Raw genomic sequence first — 17977 nt, 5'->3', positions numbered from 1 at the left:
TGGGCTGCCGGCCGCTCGGGGCTGAGTTTTGGCTCCGGTCTGTTGCGTGCGCCGTCTTCCTTGGCCACCAGTTCCACCATCAGCGCGACCTATCGGCATGGCCACCCCGCAGGATCGCTGGGCGCACGCCTGCTGCATCATCCTGCCAGCACGGCGGCGCAGGCGCGTGGTGCCCGTTTCGCGGCCGAGGTCGTCGGCCGCCGTCTCGGTGGTGGCTATGCCGCATTCGCGTTGCGCCAGGCTGCAACAGGGCTGCGCCTGTTGGCCGCCAGCGGCGACGAGGCGGCCGACCAGGCTGCGCTGGCCCGCCTGCGGCAGTCCGGCGACGCGGCCAGCATCCTCGTGGCAGGGGGATCGGCCGGCCTGGCGCGGACGGCATTGGCGGCAGGCGGGCAGGTGACGGGGACGGACGTGAATCCATGGATCCTGTTGGACGCTGCGATCGAGATCCATGCCCAGCCCGAAACCGACCTCGCAATCCTCGCAGTTCTCGCTGGCCGCATCGTCACCCCATTCCGTGCCGGTGCAATGGCCGTTGCGCCCGGCATCATGGCCGCGGCCTATCTGCTGCTTGGAACCCGCTACATCGACCCGGCGGATGGCCGTCGCATCACGGCCGAAGCGTTCCTGGACCGTGCCGCCGAATGGCAACGGTTGCGGCAGAAACTGCCGAAGATCGCCTGTGTGGCGGGCATCTCGTTCTGGAAAAAGCGCCGTATTGCCGATTTCCTCGGCGAGACCCCAATCTACGCCAGCAGCGCTGCCGCCGCGGTTCGCGCGGCACGGCGCCGGGGTGGCGGCATCGCCGTTTGGCCATCGCGCGCGCCCGCCGGGCTGGACCAGAAAGCCGCCGAGGCTGGCGTGAAACTATTCCGGATCGAGGACGGGTTCATCCGGTCGCGCGGATTGGGGGCGGACTTCATCCCGCCAGCCTCCGTGATCATCGACGGGCGCGGCATCTACTACGACACTCGCGAGCCGAGCGACTTGGAACATCTGCTGCAAACGGCGGCGTTTCCGCAGGATCTGCTGGCCCGGGCGCACCGGCTGACGCAGGAATTGGTGCGGCGGGGCATCACTAAATACAACGTCGGCGCGCCGATGGCCGCGCTGCCATCCCGCCCGGGTCTGCGCCGCATCCTGGTGCCGGGCCAGGTGGCGAACGACAAGTCCGTTCTGGCTGGCGGCGCAGGGCTGATGCCCGGCCTGCCGCTGCTGGAGCGGGTTCGGGCCGCCAACCCCGACGCCTTCATCATCTACAAGCCGCACCCCGATGTGGAGGCCGGCCACCGCCCCGGCGCCGTGCCGGACGCGCAGGCCCTGCGCTATGCCGATCAAGTGCTGCGCGACGCGCCCATGGGCACTCTGATCGGCGCGGTGGACGAAATTCACACCTTGACCTCCCTCGCCGGGTTCGAGGGTCTGCTGCGTGGCCGCCGGGTAGTCACGTATGGCGTCCCGTTCTATGCCGGTTGGGGGCTGACGACGGATCTCAATCCGCCGAAGCGCGCCCGCCGCATGCTCAGCCTCGACGCGCTGGTGGCGGCGACGTTGATCCTCTACCCGTTCTACATCGACCCGGTGACCAAGCTGCCTTGCGAGCCGGAGGAACTGATCCAACGCCTGGACACCGACAGCCCGCGCCGGGCGGGAATGCTGGTGACGGCACGTCGGTTGCAAGGCGCGTTGCGGCGCAAATTGGCCCGTCCCGCCTCGGAGGTCGTGTGACAATCATAAACGATTCGGCAGCCGGCCAACGGAGCTTTCTGTTCCTGCAGGGAATGGCCAGCCAGTTCTTCGCCCGCCTCGGCAAAAGCCTCGCTGCCCGCGGCCATATCGTGCACCGGGTCAACTTCAACGCCGGCGACATGGCGTTCTGGCGCTTGCCCGGCGGCATCAACTACCGCGGCACGGCGGAAGCGTGGCCAGAGTTCCTGGCCGATGTTTTGGAGACTCGCCGCGTCACGGATGTGATCTTGTTCGGCGATTGTCGCCCGCTGCACCAGGCCGCGATCCGGGTGATCCGCGACATGCAGGTGCAGGTCCATGTCTGCGAGGAAGGCTACATCCGTCCCTACTGGGTCACGTTCGAACGGGACGGCGTGAACGGCCATTCCAACCTGCCGCGCAACCCCGACTACTACCGCGAATTCGCTGCGACGCTGCCGCCGATGGGGGCGATGCCGCACCTCGTCTCCAAATTCTGGCGGCGTGCGCGGGAGGATCTGCTCTACAATTTCGCCTCGATGACCTTCGGGTTCCTGTATCCGCACTACAGGACGCACCGCCCGCATCATCGCCTGATTGAATATGCCGGCTGGTCGTGGAAGGTGATTCGCAGCCCGCTGGCCAAGCGTCGGTCGGCCCGGCTGGCGGCCGAGATGGCGGATGAAAGCGACTTCTACCTGTTCCCGATGCAGTTGAACTGCGACACCCAGATCCGCCTGCATTCCACCTTCGGCAGCATGACCCCGGTCATCCAGACCATCATCGACTCGTTCCGCCGCCACGCGCCGGCCAGCAGCAAGCTGGTGATCAAAGAGCATCCGATGGATGACGGGCTGATCAACTGGCGCCGCCTGGTCGCCCGCCTGGCCGCCGAAAGCGGTGTCGCGGACCGGGTGATCTACCTGGAGGTCGGCAACCTGGACGCGCTGATCGCGCGCACCCGCGGCGTCGTCACTGTCAACAGCACCACGGGCACCTTGGCCCTGGCGACTGGTGTGCCGCTTATGGTACTGGGCACCGCCATCTACGACATCCCCGGGTTAACACATCAGGCCGGGCTGGACCGCTTCTGGACGGAGGCCGCAGCGCCGGACCAGGCGCTGTTCGATGCATTTCGTCGTGTTATTGCCGACCGCTGCCTGCTGGTCGGCGGATTTTTCAGCGAGGACGCCATTACCCAACTCGTCGCCAATGCCGTGACCCGGTTGGAGGCGCAGGTCGCTCCCCACCCGGCGTCTCGGGCCGACTTCAATGCCGTGGGCTCGATCGCCCATGCCGCTCCCTCCAATGCGGTTTTGTCCGCTTGACGTTTCGGGCATGACGGAGCTTGCCACGGTCGTGGTGGGACTGCTTCCATCGGCAACCATCCTCTTTGCAAGTTGGCTGATGCTGCGCCGGCGGGTGAAGGCTCGCCTGCTGGGCTCGCCACTATGGCTGCTGGCGCTGGATGCGGCGCCGATCATCCTGGTCTGGATCGTGCTCACCTGCCTCATCGCCCGGCCGCTACTGTCCGCCTGCGTGGTCGCTGCCATGGCGTTCGGCCTGGCAAGGGGGGATGCCGCGAAGCTGAAGGCGTCCGGTGAGCCGCTGGTGTTCACCGACGGCCTGCTCGGCTCGATCGTGATCTACCCCAGCCTGTATGCCGAGTTCGTCACCCCGGTGAAGCTGGTCTGCTCCACGGTCGCGGTGCTGTTGCTGTTCGTGCTGCTCGGCTCGTTGGAGGAGCCAGCGTGGCACGCGCATTGGCCGGCGGTGGTGGCGCTTCTGCTAGTCGCCGCGGTGTGGTTCACCTACCCGCGGGCGGAAGTGGTGGTCGCATTCTTCCGCCGCCGCAATGCGCCCCCCGTGACCGGGCGGCCGGTGGTCGACTCTGCGGCGATCGGGCCGTTCGCGGTCATCGCCGCGCATACCGCGACCGCCCAGGTGGAACGCGAGGGCCGGCGGCGCAACCGTGCGCCCGGGCACTCCGACGCGCTACCGGATACCGGGCTGCCGACCGGCCCGATCGTGATGCTGCAGATGGAGTCGTTCTTCGACGCCCGCCGGCTGTGCCTGCCGATGGTGCCAGCCGACCTGCTGCCGCATTACGACCGCTGCGTTGCCGGATCAATCCGGCATGGCCGGCTGCACACGCCGGCCTATGGCGCGAACACGGTCCGGACGGAATTCGCGGCGCTGACGGGATTGTCGGAGGGCCATCTTGGGCTAGACCACTTCAACCCCTATGCCGCCTTCGCCCGGCGCCCCGTGGACAGCATCGCTTGGCGGCTGCGCGCGGCCGGGTTCAAGACGATCTGCGTGCACCCCTTCGCCGGCACCTTCTACGGTCGCCACCGGGTGATGCCGAACTTGGGCTTCGACGAGTTCCACGACGTCGCGGCCTTTACCGGGCGCGATACCACCCGCACCTACGTGTCCGACATGACCGTGATCGAGGAGGTGGAGCGCCTGTTGTCCGAGCATGGACCGCGTACCTTTATCTTCGCCATCACCATGGGCAATCATTCACCCTGGCCGCGCGCCCAGAACTGCCCGGCGCTGCCGGTCCCACAGGGCGGCCGGTTCGCCAGCTTCCTGTCCGGCCTGGCGGAAACGGACGCGGCGCTGGGCGAGATGGCCAGCGTCATGCGGCGGCAGTGGAAGCACGGTTTGCTGGCGGCCTTTGGTGACCACCAGCCCAGCTTCGGCCCGCTCTACCGTCATCTGGCGCATATCGAGCGGACGACGGAATACTTGATCTGGCGCGCCGACCATGCGTTCGGTGAGCACCGTGACATTCAAGCGCATGAACTGCCGGGCCTCATCCTCGGGGATTCCGCCAAACTTGCGGCGGCCAAGCTGTCGCCGCTGCCGCACGTGATCGGGCGCCCGATATGAGCGGCCCGATCATGCTCGACCTGTCGCGCCTGCTGGCGCGGGCGCAGCGTGGGGCGCCGACCGGAATCGATCGGGTGGAGTACGCCTATGCGGAGCAATTGCTGCGCCTGGTGCCGGACCGGCTGCAATTCGTCGCCATCGACAAGCTGGACCGGCTGCGGGCGCTGCCGATGGAGGCGTCGCGCCGCTTCATCGCCGCCATCGGCGCCAATTGGCACGGCGCCGGGCCGGAACCGGGGGAGATCAGCGCGGCTGCGCGACGCATCTGGGTGCAGGCGACACTGCGCCCCAGCTTCTTCTGGCCGCCCCGTCAGCGGGCGATCCGGCCGGTCTATCTGTTGGTATCCCACCGCCATTTGCATCGCCGGGACCGGGTGGCGCGTGCCCTGGCCGCCAGCGGGGCCCGATTGGTGGCCTTCGTGCACGACCTGATCCCGATCGAATATCCGGAATACGCCCGCCCGCAACACGCCGACATCCATCTTCGCCGCATTCAGACCGTGGCCAAGCTGGCCGACGGCGTCATCGTGAATTCGGCCGCCACCCGGAACTCGTTGCAACCGTATCTTGATGAGGCCGGCCGCGCCCCGCCAACCCTGGTTGCCCCGCTTGGGGTCCAGGCGCGCCACCGGAGCAACACCGCGGAAACGCCGGAAGCGCCTTTTTTCGTCTATCTCAGCACCATCGAGCCGCGAAAGAACCACCTGCTGCTGCTGAACGTCTGGCGCCGGCTGGCGGAAACGCTGGGCACCCGCGCGCCGCGGCTGGTGCTAATTGGGCGGCGCGGTTGGGAAAACGAGATGATCGTCGACATGCTCGAGCGGTCGACCGCGATCCATCCCTTTGTGACCGAACTGTCCGAGGTGAGCGACGAGCGGATCGCCAACCTGCTGCATCACGCCCGCGCCCTGCTGTTTCCGAGTTTCGCCGAAGGCTTCGGCCTACCGCTGGCGGAGGCGCTGGCGGCTGGCGTGCCCGCCTTGTGCAGCGACTTGCCCGCTCTTCGCGAAGTCGGGGGCGACGTGCCTGAATACCTCGATCCGCTGGATGGGCTGGGCTGGCTGCAGGCGGTGAAGGATTACAGTGCGGAACCTTCGGCCCGGCGAACGGCGCAGATTGGGCGGATGGGCCCGTGGCGCGCGGCAACCTGGGAAGACCATCTGGAATCAGCGTTAGAATTCGTCGACGCTCTTCCCCGGGAGCGCGTGGCAGCGTAATCGATCACGCGGACTGCAACGTTTGGTTGCAAACGATCGTTGTCAATCGCGTCGTCCATCCACGAAGGAACCCGACCTATGCCGCCTGGTAGCAATCGACTGCGCAGCCGAACGCTGGTCGCGGGGCTGATCGTGTCGATGGCTGGGCTTGCCGGTTGTGCCACAACGCCGCCCCCCGCACCCGTGGCTGTCGTAGAACCGCCGCCGCCGGAGGTCCCCCCGCAGCCGCCTCGGCCGCTGCCGCTGCCGAAGCCGGTCGATCTGCGTTGGGCGTTCACCACCACGCCGGACGCCTGTACCGCCCTGGCCAGCGGCGCCGGCGGCGCCCTGCAGGTCGTTACCACTGCCAATCACCAGATCGTCATGACCGCCAGGTTTACGCCCATCAAGCGCGCTCTCCCGGCACGGGCCAAGCAGGCCAAGCTGGCGTTCAATGGGCCGGCCGGGCGGTGGACCATGCCGGGCGCCTGGCAAAACCGGGAGTTCTCCGTCTCCCGCCCCCTGGATGAGCGTGGATTGGCCAGTATTCTGGGCCTGCTGGGGGGCGGCACCGCGGTGATCACTGCAGGCGCGTTCCACCTTGGCTCCGCCCACCTTCCGCCGTCCAGCGCGGATGGCAATGCGTGGGTGCAATGCCCGAAACAGATTATCGCCTCACGTTGACAGCTGGATAACGAATCCGAGTCCTTAGGTCTCTGTTAACTAATTTTGCCGAGTTTCGAGATGTGGAACATACTCGGGATCTCAAAATGAGCGGCCCTGCAAGACAGACGCGCAGCACCCGGAGGCGGATCGCGAAGCTGATAGGCTTCATGGCAATCCTGGCGTTCGGTGCGTCGGTCTTCGGGGTTTACATCAAGTACGAGGCGGATACCCGCCGGGCACACGCTATCGAGGCGCTCAGCGCCGGTGTAGGTGAGCGCGCGGCCCGCCTGCAGGAATGGCTGTTGCGCGTCGACCGTACGCTGAGCTGGTTCCGGGCCGAGGACGTGCAAGCCTCCGACCGGTTGGCGGTGACGGTGCGCATGCTCCATACCGAGCGGTTTGTCGGGCCTGCCACCAGCCTGTTCCTATTCTCGACCAGCGGCCGGCTGATTGCCGGGACGCTTCCGTTGCCCGAGGGCGCGACCGGCGTGTCGACGCAGCATTGGTTTAAATCCGTCCAGGGCAGCCCCATCCAGTTGGGCCTGCGGCTGACTGGCTGTACCCGCGACCCGTTTGGCAAGAATGAGGGCGTGGTGCTCTATCGCGCCGTGCTGGACCACGACACTCTCGTCGGCTTCGTCGGCACGTTCCTGTCGCAGGCCGCCATCGCCGGCGCCGTTCGCGATGACGATCCAACGGACGGGACGATCTACGCCTCCCTGCGCAGCGCCGATGGTGCGGCCTTTGGCTGCGTCCCGCCCGTCGCGCCTCCAGCGGTTCCCGTCAGCTTCGGCTGGGGTCGGACGCTGCTGTCGCACGTGATCCATGGCCGGCCGGAGTTGAACGAACGCAGCCGGATCGCCGAGGACCGGCTCGTGACGCCGGGCGACCTGCATCTTATCGCCTCCGCCGACGTGATGGACACGATGTCCGATGCGGATTGGCAGACGCTGGCCTATCGCGCCGGTTACGTGGCGCTGAGCTTGCTGCTGATCATGGCTTTGATGACCAGCATGCTATTCCGCTGGGGCCGGCCGGAGCGTCGCGGATTGCTGGCCAAGCAGGCCGGGCCGCCAGCCGATGGCGCCGACTGGATGTGGGAACTGGACGATGCCGGTAACCTGGTGGGCCTGGCGGGCAACGCACCGGACCATCTTCTGCCGCCGAGCGGGCGGCCGCTGGTCGACATCGCCGGGACGCTCGCCAGCCGCGACATGCGGTGGGACAAGCTGACCGCCGCGATCTGCGCCAAGCATGCGTTCGAGGGATTGCAGGTGCCGTTCCAGCTTCCGGGACGTGAGGGTCTACTGACCATCTTCGAATTCACCGGCCAGCCCGTGGTGGCGTCCGGCGGGTTCTGGGGCACGGCCTCCCTCGTGTCGGAGGAGAGCGTTTCGACCCCGGCGCCGGCACCGATGCCCAAGGTGACCCTGTCAGTCGCGCAGGCGTGACAGGGCGCCGCGAACACACTCGTCCATAATCCGTCAGGGGAGTGCACGCCGCGGTAGCACTAGCTGTTCCCGACTCGCACCACCACCTGTAGTGTCCCCGACCGTGGGTGACCCCTACGGCTAAGATTTGTGGACCGCTGGCCGTTGCTAGTCGGCCCGGATGGTGGATCGAGGATAGACCAATGGACATGCACATCACGTCGGCCGCCGACCACATTGCGCCGATCTCCATCCAGATCTGGGACGCGAAGTATCGGCTGAAGTCTTTGGACGGCACCCCAGTCGACGTGACGCTGGAGGATAGCTGGCGCCGTGTCGCCCGCGCCCTGGCCCAGGCCGAAACCCACCCCGAGTTGTGGGAGCAGCCGTTCTACGAGGCGCTGCAGGACTTCCGCTTTCTTCCCGCCGGCCGCATCCTGTCCGGTGCTGGCACCGACCGCCGGGTGACGCTGTTCAACTGCTTTGTCATGGGCGACATCGGCGACGACCTGGCCGACATCTTCACCCATCTGCGCGAAGCTGCGCTGACGATGCAGCAGGGCGGCGGCATCGGCTACGACTTCTCCTCCCTGCGGCCGAAGGGCGCGCCGGTGAAGGGCGTCGGCGCCGACGCGTCCGGCCCGCTGTCCTTCATGGATGTGTGGGACGCGATGTGCCGCACCATCATGTCCGCCGGTGCCCGGCGTGGCGCCATGATGGCGACGATGCGCTGCGACCATCCGGATATCGAGGATTTCATCGCCGCCAAGCGCCAGGCCGGCCGCCTGCGCAACTTCAATCTCTCCGTCCTCGCGACCGACCCGTTCATGGCCGCGGTCGAAGCGGATGCGGACTGGCCGCTGAGCTTCGGCGGCCGGGTCTACAAGACCATCCGGGCGAAGGCGTTGTTCGACAGCATCACCCGCGCCACCTACGACTATGCCGAGCCCGGCGTGCTGTTCATCGACCGCATCAACAAGCGCAACAACCTGCATTATTGCGAGACCATTCGGTCGACCAATCCCTGCGCCGAGCAGCCGCTGCCGCCATACGGTGCCTGCCTACTCGGCTCCATCAACTTGGCGCGCCTGGTCCAGCACCCATTCACCCCGCAGGCCCGGATGGACGAGGCGCAGTTGGATGGCCTGGTCGCCGTCGCCATCCGCATGATGGACAACACCATCGACGTCTCCGGCTTCCCGCTGGAAGCGCAGCAGCGCGAGGCGATTGCCAAGCGCCGGATCGGCCTGGGCATGACCGGCCTGGCCGACGCGCTGATCATGTGCGGCGTGCGCTATGGCTCGTGCGAGGCCGCTGAATTGGCTGGTGCGTGGGCGGGCCGGATCAACCGTGCCGCCTACATCGCGTCCGCCAAACTGGCGGCGGAAAAGGGCGCGTTCCCGCTATTCGATCGCGACCCATACATGGCCGGCGAGACGATCCGCGAACTGGATGACGACGTGCGCGAGCTGATCGCCGAACACGGCATCCGCAACGCGCTGCTCACCTCGGTCGCGCCGACCGGCACCATCTCTCTCGTCGCGGACAATGTATCCAGCGGGATCGAGCCGGTGTTTGCCCTGGCTTACACCCGCAAGGTGCTGCAGCCGGACGGCACCCGCACCGAGGAAGAAGTGTCCGACTACGCGCTGCGCCGGTTCCGCGCCCAGTTCGGCGAGGACGCGCCGCTGCCGGAGTACTTCGTCACCGCCCAGGACCTGACCCCTGCCGAGCACGTCCGCATGCAGGCCGCTGTGCAGCGCCACGTCGACAGCGCGATCTCCAAGACGGTGAACGTGCCGGAGGACATCAGCTTCGAGGCATTCCAGGAAGTCTACCTCGATGCCTACCGCAGCGGCTGCAAGGGCTGCACCACCTACCGCCCGAACGCCATCACCGGCTCCGTGCTGGAAGTGAAGCCGGCCGAGGCGCCGCCGAAACCGACGGCGCAAACCGTCATCGAATTGGCCCAGCGCAGCGAGAAACTGACCGGCGCCACTTACAAGCTGCGCTGGCCGGACAGCGAGCATGCGATGTACGTGACCATCAACGACGTGGAGATCGACGGACTGCGCACCCCGTTCGAGATCTTCGTCAACTCCAAGAACCTGGAGCATTACGCCTGGGTCGTGGCGCTGACCCGCATGATCAGCGCCGTGTTCCGCCGCGGCGGCGAAGTCGCCTTCGTCGCGGAAGAACTGAAGCAGGTGTTCGACCCGCGCGGTGGCCAATGGAGCAACGGGCAATACGTCCCGTCCCTGGTGGCAGCGATCGGCGACATCATCGAGCGCCACATGATCGGCACCGGGTTCATGGCGCCGCGTGAAAGATTGGTGACCAAACTCGACGCAGCCCCGGTGCAGGCCGCCCCGCTCTCAGGCCCGATTTGTCCGAAATGCAGCCAGCCCGGCCTGCATAAGGAGGCCGGATGCCTAACCTGCATGCATTGCGGCTGGTCCAAATGCAGCTGACCCAACGCCGTCGCCGCGAAGTTAACCTGCCGCCGGCGTGCGACATGGACTGACAGCGCCGTGGGAAACGCTTAGTCTGTCGGCAATGCTGACAGACCTTCCCAATCTGCTCACGCTATCCCGGATCCTGGCCATTCCGGTGCTGGTGGCGCTTGTCGCAATACGCACGCCGATGGGTGACCTGGCGGCAACGCTCTTGTTTGCCGCCGCCGGGATCACCGACTGGCTCGATGGGCACCTCGCCCGTGCCCGGCATCAGCATTCCGACCTCGGGCGCATGCTGGACCCGATCGCCGACAAACTCCTGGTCGGCGCCACGCTGATGCTGCTGGCCGGGCAGGGGCGGTTTCCGGATGGCGCGCTGTACCCCGCCATCGTCATCCTGCTCCGCGAAATCCTGGTCAGCGGCTTGCGTGAATACCTGGCCGGCCTGCGCGTCGGCCTGCCGGTGACCCGGCTGGCGAAATGGAAGACCGGGTTTCAAATGGGCGCCCTGGGCACGCTGCTTGCCGGCGACGATGTTGGCGCGTTGCTGCACGTCCCTCTGCCGGTCGCCTTGATTGGCGAGGGGATGCTGTGGGTCGCCGCCGTGCTGACGTTGATCACTGGCTGGGACTATTTGCGTGCCGGGATTCGTCACGTGCAGGTGCGGTCCAACAATCACCGCGCTCCCGGCAGAGAGGTCCCCGAGAGCGGCCCGTGACCGGCCTGTGACCGGCCTGTGACCCTGGGTTCGCCGCATCGCGCCGTGCTCGGCATCGCCGGCTGGTCCGGCGCGGGCAAGACGACGTTGATCGAGGGTGTGATGCCGCATTTGCGCACCGCCGGGCTGAGCGTCTCCACCATCAAGCACACCCATCACGGAGTCGACCTGGATCGCCCCGGCAAGGATAGCTGGCGCCACCGCGAGGCCGGCGCGCAGGAGGTGCTGATTGCCGGCGCCGGCCGCTGGGCATTGCTGCACGAAGAACCCGGCCTGGAACCCGATTTGGCCGCCCTGCTGCCGCGGCTGAGCCCGGTCGACCTGGTGCTGGTGGAGGGGTTTCGCCGCTACGGCGTGCCAAAATTGGAAGTTTTCAGGCCCGCATTGGGCAAGCCGCCGCTTTGGCCAGACTGGCCGGATGTCGCCGCCATCGCCAGCGACGCATCGGTGCCCGGCTGCGATCGTCCTGTATTGGACCTGTCCCGTCTCGGCGAGATTGCAACATGGATCATGTCGTTTGTGCAGAGCACCATCGCGAAACCTTGAGCAGATCGTCATGAGAAGGCAAAGTCCGCCGCAACTCGGCCAGCCGGCCGTCTGAGGAGCCTTCCCTTCATGCGGCGTACTGCCCTGCCAAGCCTCACCCTGCTGTTCGCAGGGCTTCTATCTGGTTGCACCGGGACTGGTGCCTTCCTAGATCACACGACCCAATGGTTCGGTAACAACCCCAATACCCCAGCCGGTAGCAGCGAAACCTTCTCCCGCATTCGCGGAGAAAAAGTCGATATCCCGCCCCTGCTGCCCGAGCCCGGCAACGTCTGGCCCGCTGCCGCCACGCCGGACCCCACGCTGCAGGATCTGGAGAAGCAGCAGGCGGAGGAGGTTCGTCGCAACGGCGGCGTGGCGCCAAGCGGGACGCCGCAAGGTGGCAGCAGCGCTGTTGGCCGGGCGAACAATGCCGATCGCGGCTTGCCGCCGCCAAACCTGTCACCAGGAGCCCCGCCGCGCCTGCGCGCGCCGACGGTCAATACCCCGAACGGCCCCTCGGTGGATCTCAGCGGGCCCGGCACCGGCCGCGGTTACCGCCAGTTGAACTCGCCGACGCCAGGCGGCAGCGGCATTCTGGTGCCGAATGGGAATGGTACCAGCACTCTGATCGGCCCCGACGGCAGCGTGCAGACGGTTCCGACCCGCCCCTGATGGTGCGCGTGCTCTACTTCGCCTGGCTGCGTGAACGCATGGGCTGTGCGGAGGAGCAACTGGAAATTCCGCCCGGGGTCGCCACCGTCGGTGACCTCGCGGCGTGGCTTCGGGCGCGAAATGCCAAGGGCGAAGCAGCGTTCGCCGAACTCTCGACCGTGCGTGCCGCGGTTAACCAGGTGTTCGCCTTGCCGCCGGCCCCGTTCGCCGATGGGGATGAGGTGGCGTTCTTCCCACCGGTGACCGGCGGGTGACCCCATTCATCCGCGTTCAGATGCAGCGGATCGATGTCTCCGCCGAACTGGCGCGGTTGACCGCCGGGCAAACCGGCGTGGGCGGCATCGGCAGCTTCATCGGCTTCGTACGCGACGACCCGGCATGTCCCCTGCAGTCACTGAGCCTGGAGCATTATCCGGGGATGACCGAGGCCGCGATGACGCAAATCGCGACCGAGGCCGCGGGGCGCTGGCCCTTATTGGGCTGCACCTTGATCCACCGCGTCGGGCGCCTGGTGCCCGGCGACGATATCGTGCTGGTTCTCGCCGCCTCCCCGCACCGTCAGGCGGCGCTGGATGCCACCGGCTTCCTCATCGATTGGCTGAAGACGCGCGCACCGTTCTGGAAGCAGGAGCGCTTCGTCGATGGCACCGAACGCTGGGTCGAGGCCCGGCTGGCGGATGATGAGGCTGCCTCGCGCTGGTAGGCGCGGTGCGCCCGTGGCCTGTCGCCTCGGTTGCGGCCGGGGCAGTCCTGCTGGTTTGGCCAGCATTGCTCAACGGCTATCCGCTGGTGTTCAGCGATACGGCCGGGCTGGCCGATATGGGCCTGAAGCCGGATATCGGTTGGGATAAGCCCTGGGTGTACGGCCCGCTGATCTTGCTGCTGCACTGGAGCATTTCGCTGTGGGGTGTGGCGGTCGGCCAGGCCATCGTAACCAGCGCGATGCTATGGCTGGCCGCACGCGTCGCTGGCGTTGCCGGCCCATGGCGGCATTTAGGGCTGTGCGGCCTGCTGGCGGTCGGCAGTGCCGCACCCTGGTTCGTGCCGCTGGTCATGCCGGATGTCTTCGCGCCGCTGGTCGTGCTGTGCCTGTTCGCGCTCGGCTGGGGACGATTCGGGTGGGGGCTGTCGGCGGCGGTCCTGGTGCTTGGGACCGTAGCCGTGGCGGCGCATCTGGCGCATCTGGTGCTGGCGGCGGGGTGCCTGGTCGTGGTGCTGGCGCTGCGGCCACGCCGATTCTTCATGTGTGCGGCGCCGCTGATCCTGGCGCTTGTTTGGCTGCTGGGCAGCAACTGGGTCGGCAACGGCGTGCTCGGCGTGTCGCCCTATGGCTCGGTCTTCGCGCTGGCGCGGCTGCAGGCGGACGGCCCGGCTGCCGACTATCTGCGCAGCGTCTGCCCCGCCATCGGCTACCGTATGTGCGAGTGGTCGGACCGGATGCCCATGGATAGCGATGACTTTCTGTGGCACCCGGATGGACCGATCTGGGGCAATAATTCCGGCCCGCTGCTGGTCGCGCCAGAGGCCGCGCGCATCGTCGCCGCAACCCTGCGGTTCGAGCCCGTGCAGGCGCTGGGCCACGCCATCGCCAATATGGGCCGTCAGCTTTTGCACGTGGAGGTGGGCGACACCCTGGGGCCGCAGCATTTGGATTCGACGGTGGGGCCGATGCTGCGCACCTATTTTCCAATTGCCGAGATGGATCGCTTTCTCGCCAGCCGCCAGCGGGCCGGCGAACTGCCCGCTCTCGCATCGCCACTGCGGCTTACCACGCTATTGCTGTTATGCTGCGGCGTGGCCGGGACGGTGGCGCTGGTCCCCCGGGCCTGGCGGTGCGATCGTGTCCTGCTGGGTTTGATCGCGATGGTGCTAATCGGCGTGCTGGCCAATGCCTTCGGGACGGGGGCGCTGTCCGGCCCGCATGATCGCTACGGCGCGCGCATCGCCTGGCTGGTGCTGCTGCCCCCGGCCTTCGCCGTCATGAACGTGCGGCGACTGGTCCGCGTCATCGCCTGATGCCGGACCCAGCCAAGCCGATCCTCCCCGAGACCGATGCCGCCGACACCGCCGGGGCCGAGGGCGCCGGGCCGCCCGACCCCACCGGCGGGCAGGCGGTTCCGCGCAAACCGGAACCGCCGCCGAAGCAACCGTAGCTAGGCCGCGATCTTCGCCACCTCCGCCGGGCTCATCCGCACCAGCCGGTCATACTCGGTCAGTAGCGTGTTGGTGATTTGGCCCGGCGTGTAGTGGTTCGGCCCAATCTGCCGCACCGGAGTCACCTCTGCCGCCGTGCCCACGAGGAACGCCTCGGTCGCGCGGGCCAACTCGTCCGGCAGGATCGCGCGTTCCACCACCTTGATCTGGTGCTTATGCGCTAACGCCGTCACTGCCCGGCGGGTAATGCTGTCCAGGAAGCCCTCCGGCGTCGGCGTATGCACCTCCCCATCGAAGACGAAGCAGATATTCGCCCCGGTCCCCTCCGCCACCTGGCCGCGCCAATCGTACATCAGCGCGTCATCCCAGCCCTCGGCCTCCGCCCTATGCTTGGCCAACGTGCCGATCATGTATAACCCGGCTGCCTTCGATGCGGTCGGCGCTGTCTCCGGCGACGGGCGCTTCCACTCCGCAATGCCCAGGCGCACGCCCTTCATCCGGTCATTCCCGAACAAATTCGGCCAGGCCCAACAGGCGATCGCCAGATGCACCTTGGTCTGCTGGGCAGAGACGGAAAGCTGCTCCGACCCGCGCCAGGCGATCGGGCGGATATAGGCGTCGACCAGCCCATTGGCCGCGATCACCTGCTGGCAGGCGGCGTCGATCTCCTCCGCCGTCCATGGAATTTCGAACCCCAGAATGCGCCCGGACTGGATCAGCCGCTCACTGTGCTGGCGCAGCATGAAAATATTGCCCGCATATGCCCTCTCGCCTTCAAACACGCCGCTGGCATAGTGCAGGCCGTGGGACAATACGTGCAGCTTGGCATCGCGCCAGGGGACCATTTCGCCGTCCCACCAAATCAGGCCATCTCGGTCGTCGAAAGGAATGAGTGCCATCTACCGCTTCCAGAGTAAGATTATTGCTTCAACACGGCCGACGCTATGAGAAGAGTTTCGTTACGTCAAGAAACCTGTCCCAATGGGAGCGAAGACCAGCCATGTCCGGAATGAAGGCCGAGCGGCCACCTGTCCGCGTCGGAACCCCCCAGGCGGGGGCATCTCTGCTGTTCCTGCGGGAGGAACAGATACGTCTCGCGCAGGATTTAATGTTCTTTGCCTACCGGGATTTCACCGGCGCGGCAGACGTCATCCTGGAAGAACTCGGCCTCGGCCGGGCGCATCACCGCGCCCTGCATTTCATCGGCCGCAACCCCGGGATGACGGTGGGTGACCTGTTGTCGATCCTACGCATTACCAAGCAGAGCCTGGCCCGGGTGCTGAACGAATTGGTCGACAAGACCTACGTGGCGCAGACGCCCGGCCGCCAGGACCGGCGACAACGCCTGCTGAGCCTAACCGTCGAGGGCCAAGCGCTGGAGCGCCGATTGTTCGAGCAACAGCGCGAACGCTTGGCCACGGCGTATCGGGAAGCTGGCGGCCCGGCGGTCGAAGGCTTCGGCCGCGTGATGCGCGCCGTGATGGATGGCTCGGCCCGCGCCTATATCGACCGGGTGAACCGCGAGTGAGCGGCCAGCCCCAGGCGCATGTTTTGGTGGTGGATGACGACGATCGCCTCCGCCGCCTGCTGCAACGCTACCTCGCGGAAAACGGGTTTCGCGTCACCATGGCCGAAACGGCGGCGGACGCGCGGTCGAAAATGCGCTCCGTCCAGCCGGACTTGCTGGTGTTGGACGTCAGCATGCCCGGCGAAACTGGGCTGGACCTGACCGAGTCGATGCGGCGGGAGAAATCCGATATCCCCATCCTGCTGCTGACCGCCCGCGGCGCGCCGGAGGACCGGATCGCCGGGTTCGAGGCCGGGGCCGACGATTACCTGGGAAAACCGTTCGACCCGTACGAGTTGGTGCTACGCATCCGCGCCATGCTGCGCCGGGTCACCACCGTTGCGGAGCCCCCCGGGATCGTTCAACTCGGCACGCTTACCTTCGATATCGAGCGGGGCGAGTTGGTGGGCAACGAGGGCATCGTGCATCTGACGGGCGGCGAGGCGGCGTTGCTGGGCCTGCTGGCACGCACCCCCGGTGAGGTCCTGTCGCGCGAAGGCATCGGCCAATCCCTGGGCATGGACGAGGCGGGCGAACGCGCGATCGACGTCCAGGTGACCCGGCTGCGTCGCAAGCTGGAAGTCGACCCACGGGAGCCGCGATTTCTCCACACCGTACGCGGCCGGGGCTACGTGCTGAAGCCGGGCACCTGATGCGAATGCGCGTGCGAACCGGGTTGAAGCGCGTGCTGCCGCTGCCCCGCTCCCTGCTGGGCCGCAGCCTGCTGATCATCCTCCTGCCGTTGGTCCTGCTGCAGGCCGTCGCCTTCACCGTGTTCTATGGCAGCTATTTGGACGTCACATCTCGCCGGCTGGCCTTCGCCATCGCGGGCGAGGTGTCGCAGGCGATCGAACTGATGCACCGCTTCCCCGGCAAGGAAAACCGCGACTGGATTCTGTTTTCCGCCCTGCATCGGCTAGAGGTCCCGATGACCTTCGCGCCCGGGGAGCAGATTGCAGCGCGGCCCTGGATCAACCAGCTCGGCCCCATGGATGACGACCTGGCGGCGGCGTTGGAGGACAAGGTGCACCGCCCCTACACGATGGATTGGACCAGCGATCCGCGAAACGTCGACATCCACGTCCAGCTGCCGGACGGGGTGCTGAAGGTGCAGGCGCCGCGCAAGCGCCTCTATACCTCCACCCTATACCTGTTCGTGCTGTGGCTGGCTGGGTCGGCATTGCTGCTGTTCAGCATCGCAGCGCTGTTCATGCGCAACCAGGTGCGCGCCATACGCCGCTTGGCCGGTGCGGCGGAGGCATTCGGCATGGGGCGCGACCGCGGGGCCATCAAGCTGGAGGGCGCGTCCGAAGTGCGGCAGGCCGCCGCGGCTTTTAACCGCATGCAGGCGCGTATCAGCCGATTCCTGACGCAGCGGACGGAGATGCTGGCTGGCGTCTCCCACGACCTGCGTACCCCGCTCACCCGGCTGCGCCTGGCGCTGGCCATGCTGCCACCCACCCCGGGCCTGAAGCAGGACGTCGCCGACATGACCGGGGACGTGGAGGAGATGGACCGCATGATCGGCGCCTACCTCTCCTTTGCCCGGGGTGAGGGGCTGGAACAGGCGCGGCCGGTGGATCTATCCGCGATGTTGCGTGACGTGGCTGCCGGCGCCCGCCGCGCTGGTGCCGACGTCACGCTGAACGCCCCAAATGGGCTGGAGGTGCTGCTGCGTCCCGATGCGCTACGTCGGGCCATGACGAACCTGGTCGATAATGCGCGTCGCCACGCAAGGCGGATCGCCCTGTCGGCCCAGCCGAACGAGCGGAATGTCGAGGTGTTGGTGGATGATGACGGGCCCGGCATTCCGCCCGATCGCCGCGAAAGCGTATTTCGCCCGTTCGAAACCGGCGGTGGCGGCACTGGCCTGGGGCTGACTATCGCGCGCGACATCGTGCGCGCACATGGTGGCGATATCCTACTGGAAAGCAGCGCCATGGGCGGATTGCGCGCCCGTATCCGGCTGCCGCTGTAACCCCCAC

The 17977-nt window shown here is 67.0% G+C and carries 18 protein-coding genes; 17 read left to right on the top strand and 1 reads right to left on the bottom strand.

The window, feature by feature from the left end; all coding sequences use genetic code 11:
- The 14 genes from GSQ76_RS07480 to GSQ76_RS07415 all read left to right on the top strand — a co-directional run.
- Positions 1 to 1728, top strand: a 1728-nt coding sequence (locus GSQ76_RS07480) for a beta-3-deoxy-D-manno-oct-2-ulosonic acid transferase (RefSeq protein ID WP_216850945.1), incomplete at its 5' end; no start/stop codon positions are given.
- The gene (locus GSQ76_RS07475; RefSeq protein ID WP_216850944.1) at positions 1725 to 3035 is read left to right on the top strand and encodes a capsule biosynthesis protein; all 1311 of its coding nucleotides are present in this window, start codon (positions 1725 to 1727) and stop codon (positions 3033 to 3035) included. The genes GSQ76_RS07480 and GSQ76_RS07475, both read left to right, overlap by 4 nt.
- 10 nt (positions 3036 to 3045) lie before the next feature.
- The gene (locus GSQ76_RS07470) at positions 3046 to 4605 is read left to right on the top strand and encodes an LTA synthase family protein (protein WP_158743278.1); all 1560 of its coding nucleotides are present in this window, start codon (positions 3046 to 3048) and stop codon (positions 4603 to 4605) included.
- Positions 4602 to 5822 carry a glycosyltransferase family 1 protein gene (locus GSQ76_RS07465; RefSeq protein WP_158743277.1) on the top strand — a complete coding sequence of 407 codons (1221 nt, stop codon included), beginning with the start codon at positions 4602 to 4604 and terminating at the stop codon, positions 5820 to 5822. Before GSQ76_RS07470 ends, GSQ76_RS07465 begins: the two co-directional genes overlap by 4 nt.
- A 78-nt stretch (positions 5823 to 5900) precedes the next feature.
- Positions 5901 to 6485: a hypothetical protein gene (locus GSQ76_RS07460; RefSeq protein WP_158743276.1), complete on the top strand. Its 585-nt coding sequence runs from the start codon at positions 5901 to 5903 to the stop codon at positions 6483 to 6485.
- Positions 6486 to 6571: 86 nt separating this feature from the next.
- Complete coding sequence (locus GSQ76_RS07455) at positions 6572 to 7918, top strand: hypothetical protein (RefSeq protein ID WP_158743275.1); 1347 nt, start codon at positions 6572 to 6574, stop codon at positions 7916 to 7918.
- A 182-nt stretch (positions 7919 to 8100) separates the two neighbouring features.
- Positions 8101 to 10368: an adenosylcobalamin-dependent ribonucleoside-diphosphate reductase gene (locus GSQ76_RS07450; protein ID WP_158743274.1), complete on the top strand. Its 2268-nt coding sequence runs from the start codon at positions 8101 to 8103 to the stop codon at positions 10366 to 10368.
- An 85-nt stretch (positions 10369 to 10453) separates the two neighbouring features.
- Positions 10454 to 11071 (top strand): CDP-diacylglycerol--glycerol-3-phosphate 3-phosphatidyltransferase, encoded by a 618-nt coding sequence (gene pgsA / locus GSQ76_RS07445; RefSeq protein ID WP_158743273.1) that lies wholly within the window; start codon positions 10454 to 10456, stop codon positions 11069 to 11071.
- Positions 11072 to 11089: 18 nt separating this feature from the next.
- The gene (mobB, locus tag GSQ76_RS07440) at positions 11090 to 11617 is read left to right on the top strand and encodes a molybdopterin-guanine dinucleotide biosynthesis protein B (protein WP_158743272.1); all 528 of its coding nucleotides are present in this window, start codon (positions 11090 to 11092) and stop codon (positions 11615 to 11617) included.
- Positions 11618 to 11686: 69 nt separating this feature from the next.
- A complete protein-coding gene (locus GSQ76_RS07435) occupies positions 11687 to 12271 on the top strand; it encodes a hypothetical protein (RefSeq protein ID WP_158743271.1) in 585 nt (194 codons plus the stop codon).
- Positions 12271 to 12525 (top strand): molybdopterin converting factor subunit 1, encoded by a 255-nt coding sequence (moaD, locus tag GSQ76_RS07430; protein ID WP_158743270.1) that lies wholly within the window; start codon positions 12271 to 12273, stop codon positions 12523 to 12525. The genes GSQ76_RS07435 and moaD overlap by 1 nt, the downstream gene beginning before the upstream one ends.
- Positions 12526 to 12545: 20 nt before the next feature.
- Positions 12546 to 12974 carry a molybdenum cofactor biosynthesis protein MoaE gene (locus tag GSQ76_RS07425; RefSeq protein WP_158743300.1) on the top strand — a complete coding sequence of 143 codons (429 nt, stop codon included), beginning with the start codon at positions 12546 to 12548 and terminating at the stop codon, positions 12972 to 12974.
- A 5-nt stretch (positions 12975 to 12979) separates the two neighbouring features.
- On the top strand, positions 12980 to 14287 hold the full coding sequence (locus GSQ76_RS07420; RefSeq protein ID WP_158743269.1) for a hypothetical protein: 1308 nt from the start codon (positions 12980 to 12982) through the stop codon (positions 14285 to 14287).
- Positions 14287 to 14424, top strand: a complete 138-nt coding sequence (locus GSQ76_RS07415) for a hypothetical protein (protein ID WP_158743268.1) — start codon at positions 14287 to 14289, stop codon at positions 14422 to 14424. Before GSQ76_RS07420 ends, GSQ76_RS07415 begins: the two co-directional genes overlap by 1 nt.
- Here GSQ76_RS07415 and GSQ76_RS07410 read toward each other — a convergent pair whose 3' ends face one another.
- Complete coding sequence (locus GSQ76_RS07410; RefSeq protein WP_158743267.1) at positions 14425 to 15324, bottom strand: branched-chain amino acid aminotransferase; 900 nt, start codon at positions 15322 to 15324, stop codon at positions 14425 to 14427.
- Between the two features lie 101 nt (positions 15325 to 15425).
- Between GSQ76_RS07410 and GSQ76_RS07405 the strand changes: the two genes are divergently transcribed.
- Genes GSQ76_RS07405 through GSQ76_RS07395 form a run of 3 tightly spaced genes read left to right on the top strand, consistent with a single transcriptional unit; the run spans position 15426 to position 17970 of the window.
- Positions 15426 to 15953 carry a MarR family winged helix-turn-helix transcriptional regulator gene (locus GSQ76_RS07405; protein WP_408836244.1) on the top strand — a complete coding sequence of 176 codons (528 nt, stop codon included), beginning with the start codon at positions 15426 to 15428 and terminating at the stop codon, positions 15951 to 15953.
- The gene (locus tag GSQ76_RS07400; protein ID WP_158743266.1) at positions 15950 to 16645 is read left to right on the top strand and encodes a response regulator transcription factor; all 696 of its coding nucleotides are present in this window, start codon (positions 15950 to 15952) and stop codon (positions 16643 to 16645) included. Before GSQ76_RS07405 ends, GSQ76_RS07400 begins: the two co-directional genes overlap by 4 nt.
- Entirely contained in the window at positions 16645 to 17970 is a 1326-nt protein-coding gene (locus GSQ76_RS07395) for an ATP-binding protein (protein WP_158743265.1), read from the top strand. Before GSQ76_RS07400 ends, GSQ76_RS07395 begins: the two co-directional genes overlap by 1 nt.
- The last annotated feature ends 7 nt before the right edge of the window (positions 17971 to 17977 follow it).

Source organism: Acidisphaera sp. L21, from assembly GCF_009765685.1.
Classification (GTDB): domain Bacteria; phylum Pseudomonadota; class Alphaproteobacteria; order Acetobacterales; family Acetobacteraceae; genus LMUY01.
Note: the sequence above shows the minus strand (reverse complement) of the source record. Positions and strands in the feature narration are given on the sequence as shown.

What these genes read in the sequence shown, in the direction of transcription:
- GSQ76_RS07470 (WP_158743278.1), top strand. Translation starts at nt 3,046, where the DNA reads ATGACGGAGCTTGCCACGGTCGTGGTGGGACTGCTTCCATCGGCAACC.
- GSQ76_RS07465 (WP_158743277.1), top strand. Translation starts at nt 4,602, where the DNA reads ATGAGCGGCCCGATCATGCTCGACCTGTCGCGCCTGCTGGCGCGGGCG.
- GSQ76_RS07460 (WP_158743276.1), top strand. Translation starts at nt 5,901, where the DNA reads ATGCCGCCTGGTAGCAATCGACTGCGCAGCCGAACGCTGGTCGCGGGG.
- GSQ76_RS07455 (WP_158743275.1), top strand. Translation starts at nt 6,572, where the DNA reads ATGAGCGGCCCTGCAAGACAGACGCGCAGCACCCGGAGGCGGATCGCG.
- GSQ76_RS07450 (WP_158743274.1), top strand. Translation starts at nt 8,101, where the DNA reads ATGGACATGCACATCACGTCGGCCGCCGACCACATTGCGCCGATCTCC.
- pgsA (WP_158743273.1), top strand. Translation starts at nt 10,454, where the DNA reads ATGCTGACAGACCTTCCCAATCTGCTCACGCTATCCCGGATCCTGGCC.
- GSQ76_RS07435 (WP_158743271.1), top strand. Translation starts at nt 11,687, where the DNA reads ATGCGGCGTACTGCCCTGCCAAGCCTCACCCTGCTGTTCGCAGGGCTT.
- moaD (WP_158743270.1), top strand. Translation starts at nt 12,271, where the DNA reads ATGGTGCGCGTGCTCTACTTCGCCTGGCTGCGTGAACGCATGGGCTGT.
- GSQ76_RS07425 (WP_158743300.1), top strand. Translation starts at nt 12,546, where the DNA reads ATGCAGCGGATCGATGTCTCCGCCGAACTGGCGCGGTTGACCGCCGGG.
- GSQ76_RS07415 (WP_158743268.1), top strand. Translation starts at nt 14,287, where the DNA reads ATGCCGGACCCAGCCAAGCCGATCCTCCCCGAGACCGATGCCGCCGAC.
- GSQ76_RS07410 (WP_158743267.1), bottom strand. Translation starts at nt 15,324, where the DNA reads ATGGCACTCATTCCTTTCGACGACCGAGATGGCCTGATTTGGTGGGAC.
- GSQ76_RS07405 (WP_408836244.1), top strand. Translation starts at nt 15,426, where the DNA reads ATGTCCGGAATGAAGGCCGAGCGGCCACCTGTCCGCGTCGGAACCCCC.
- GSQ76_RS07395 (WP_158743265.1), top strand. Translation starts at nt 16,645, where the DNA reads ATGCGAATGCGCGTGCGAACCGGGTTGAAGCGCGTGCTGCCGCTGCCC.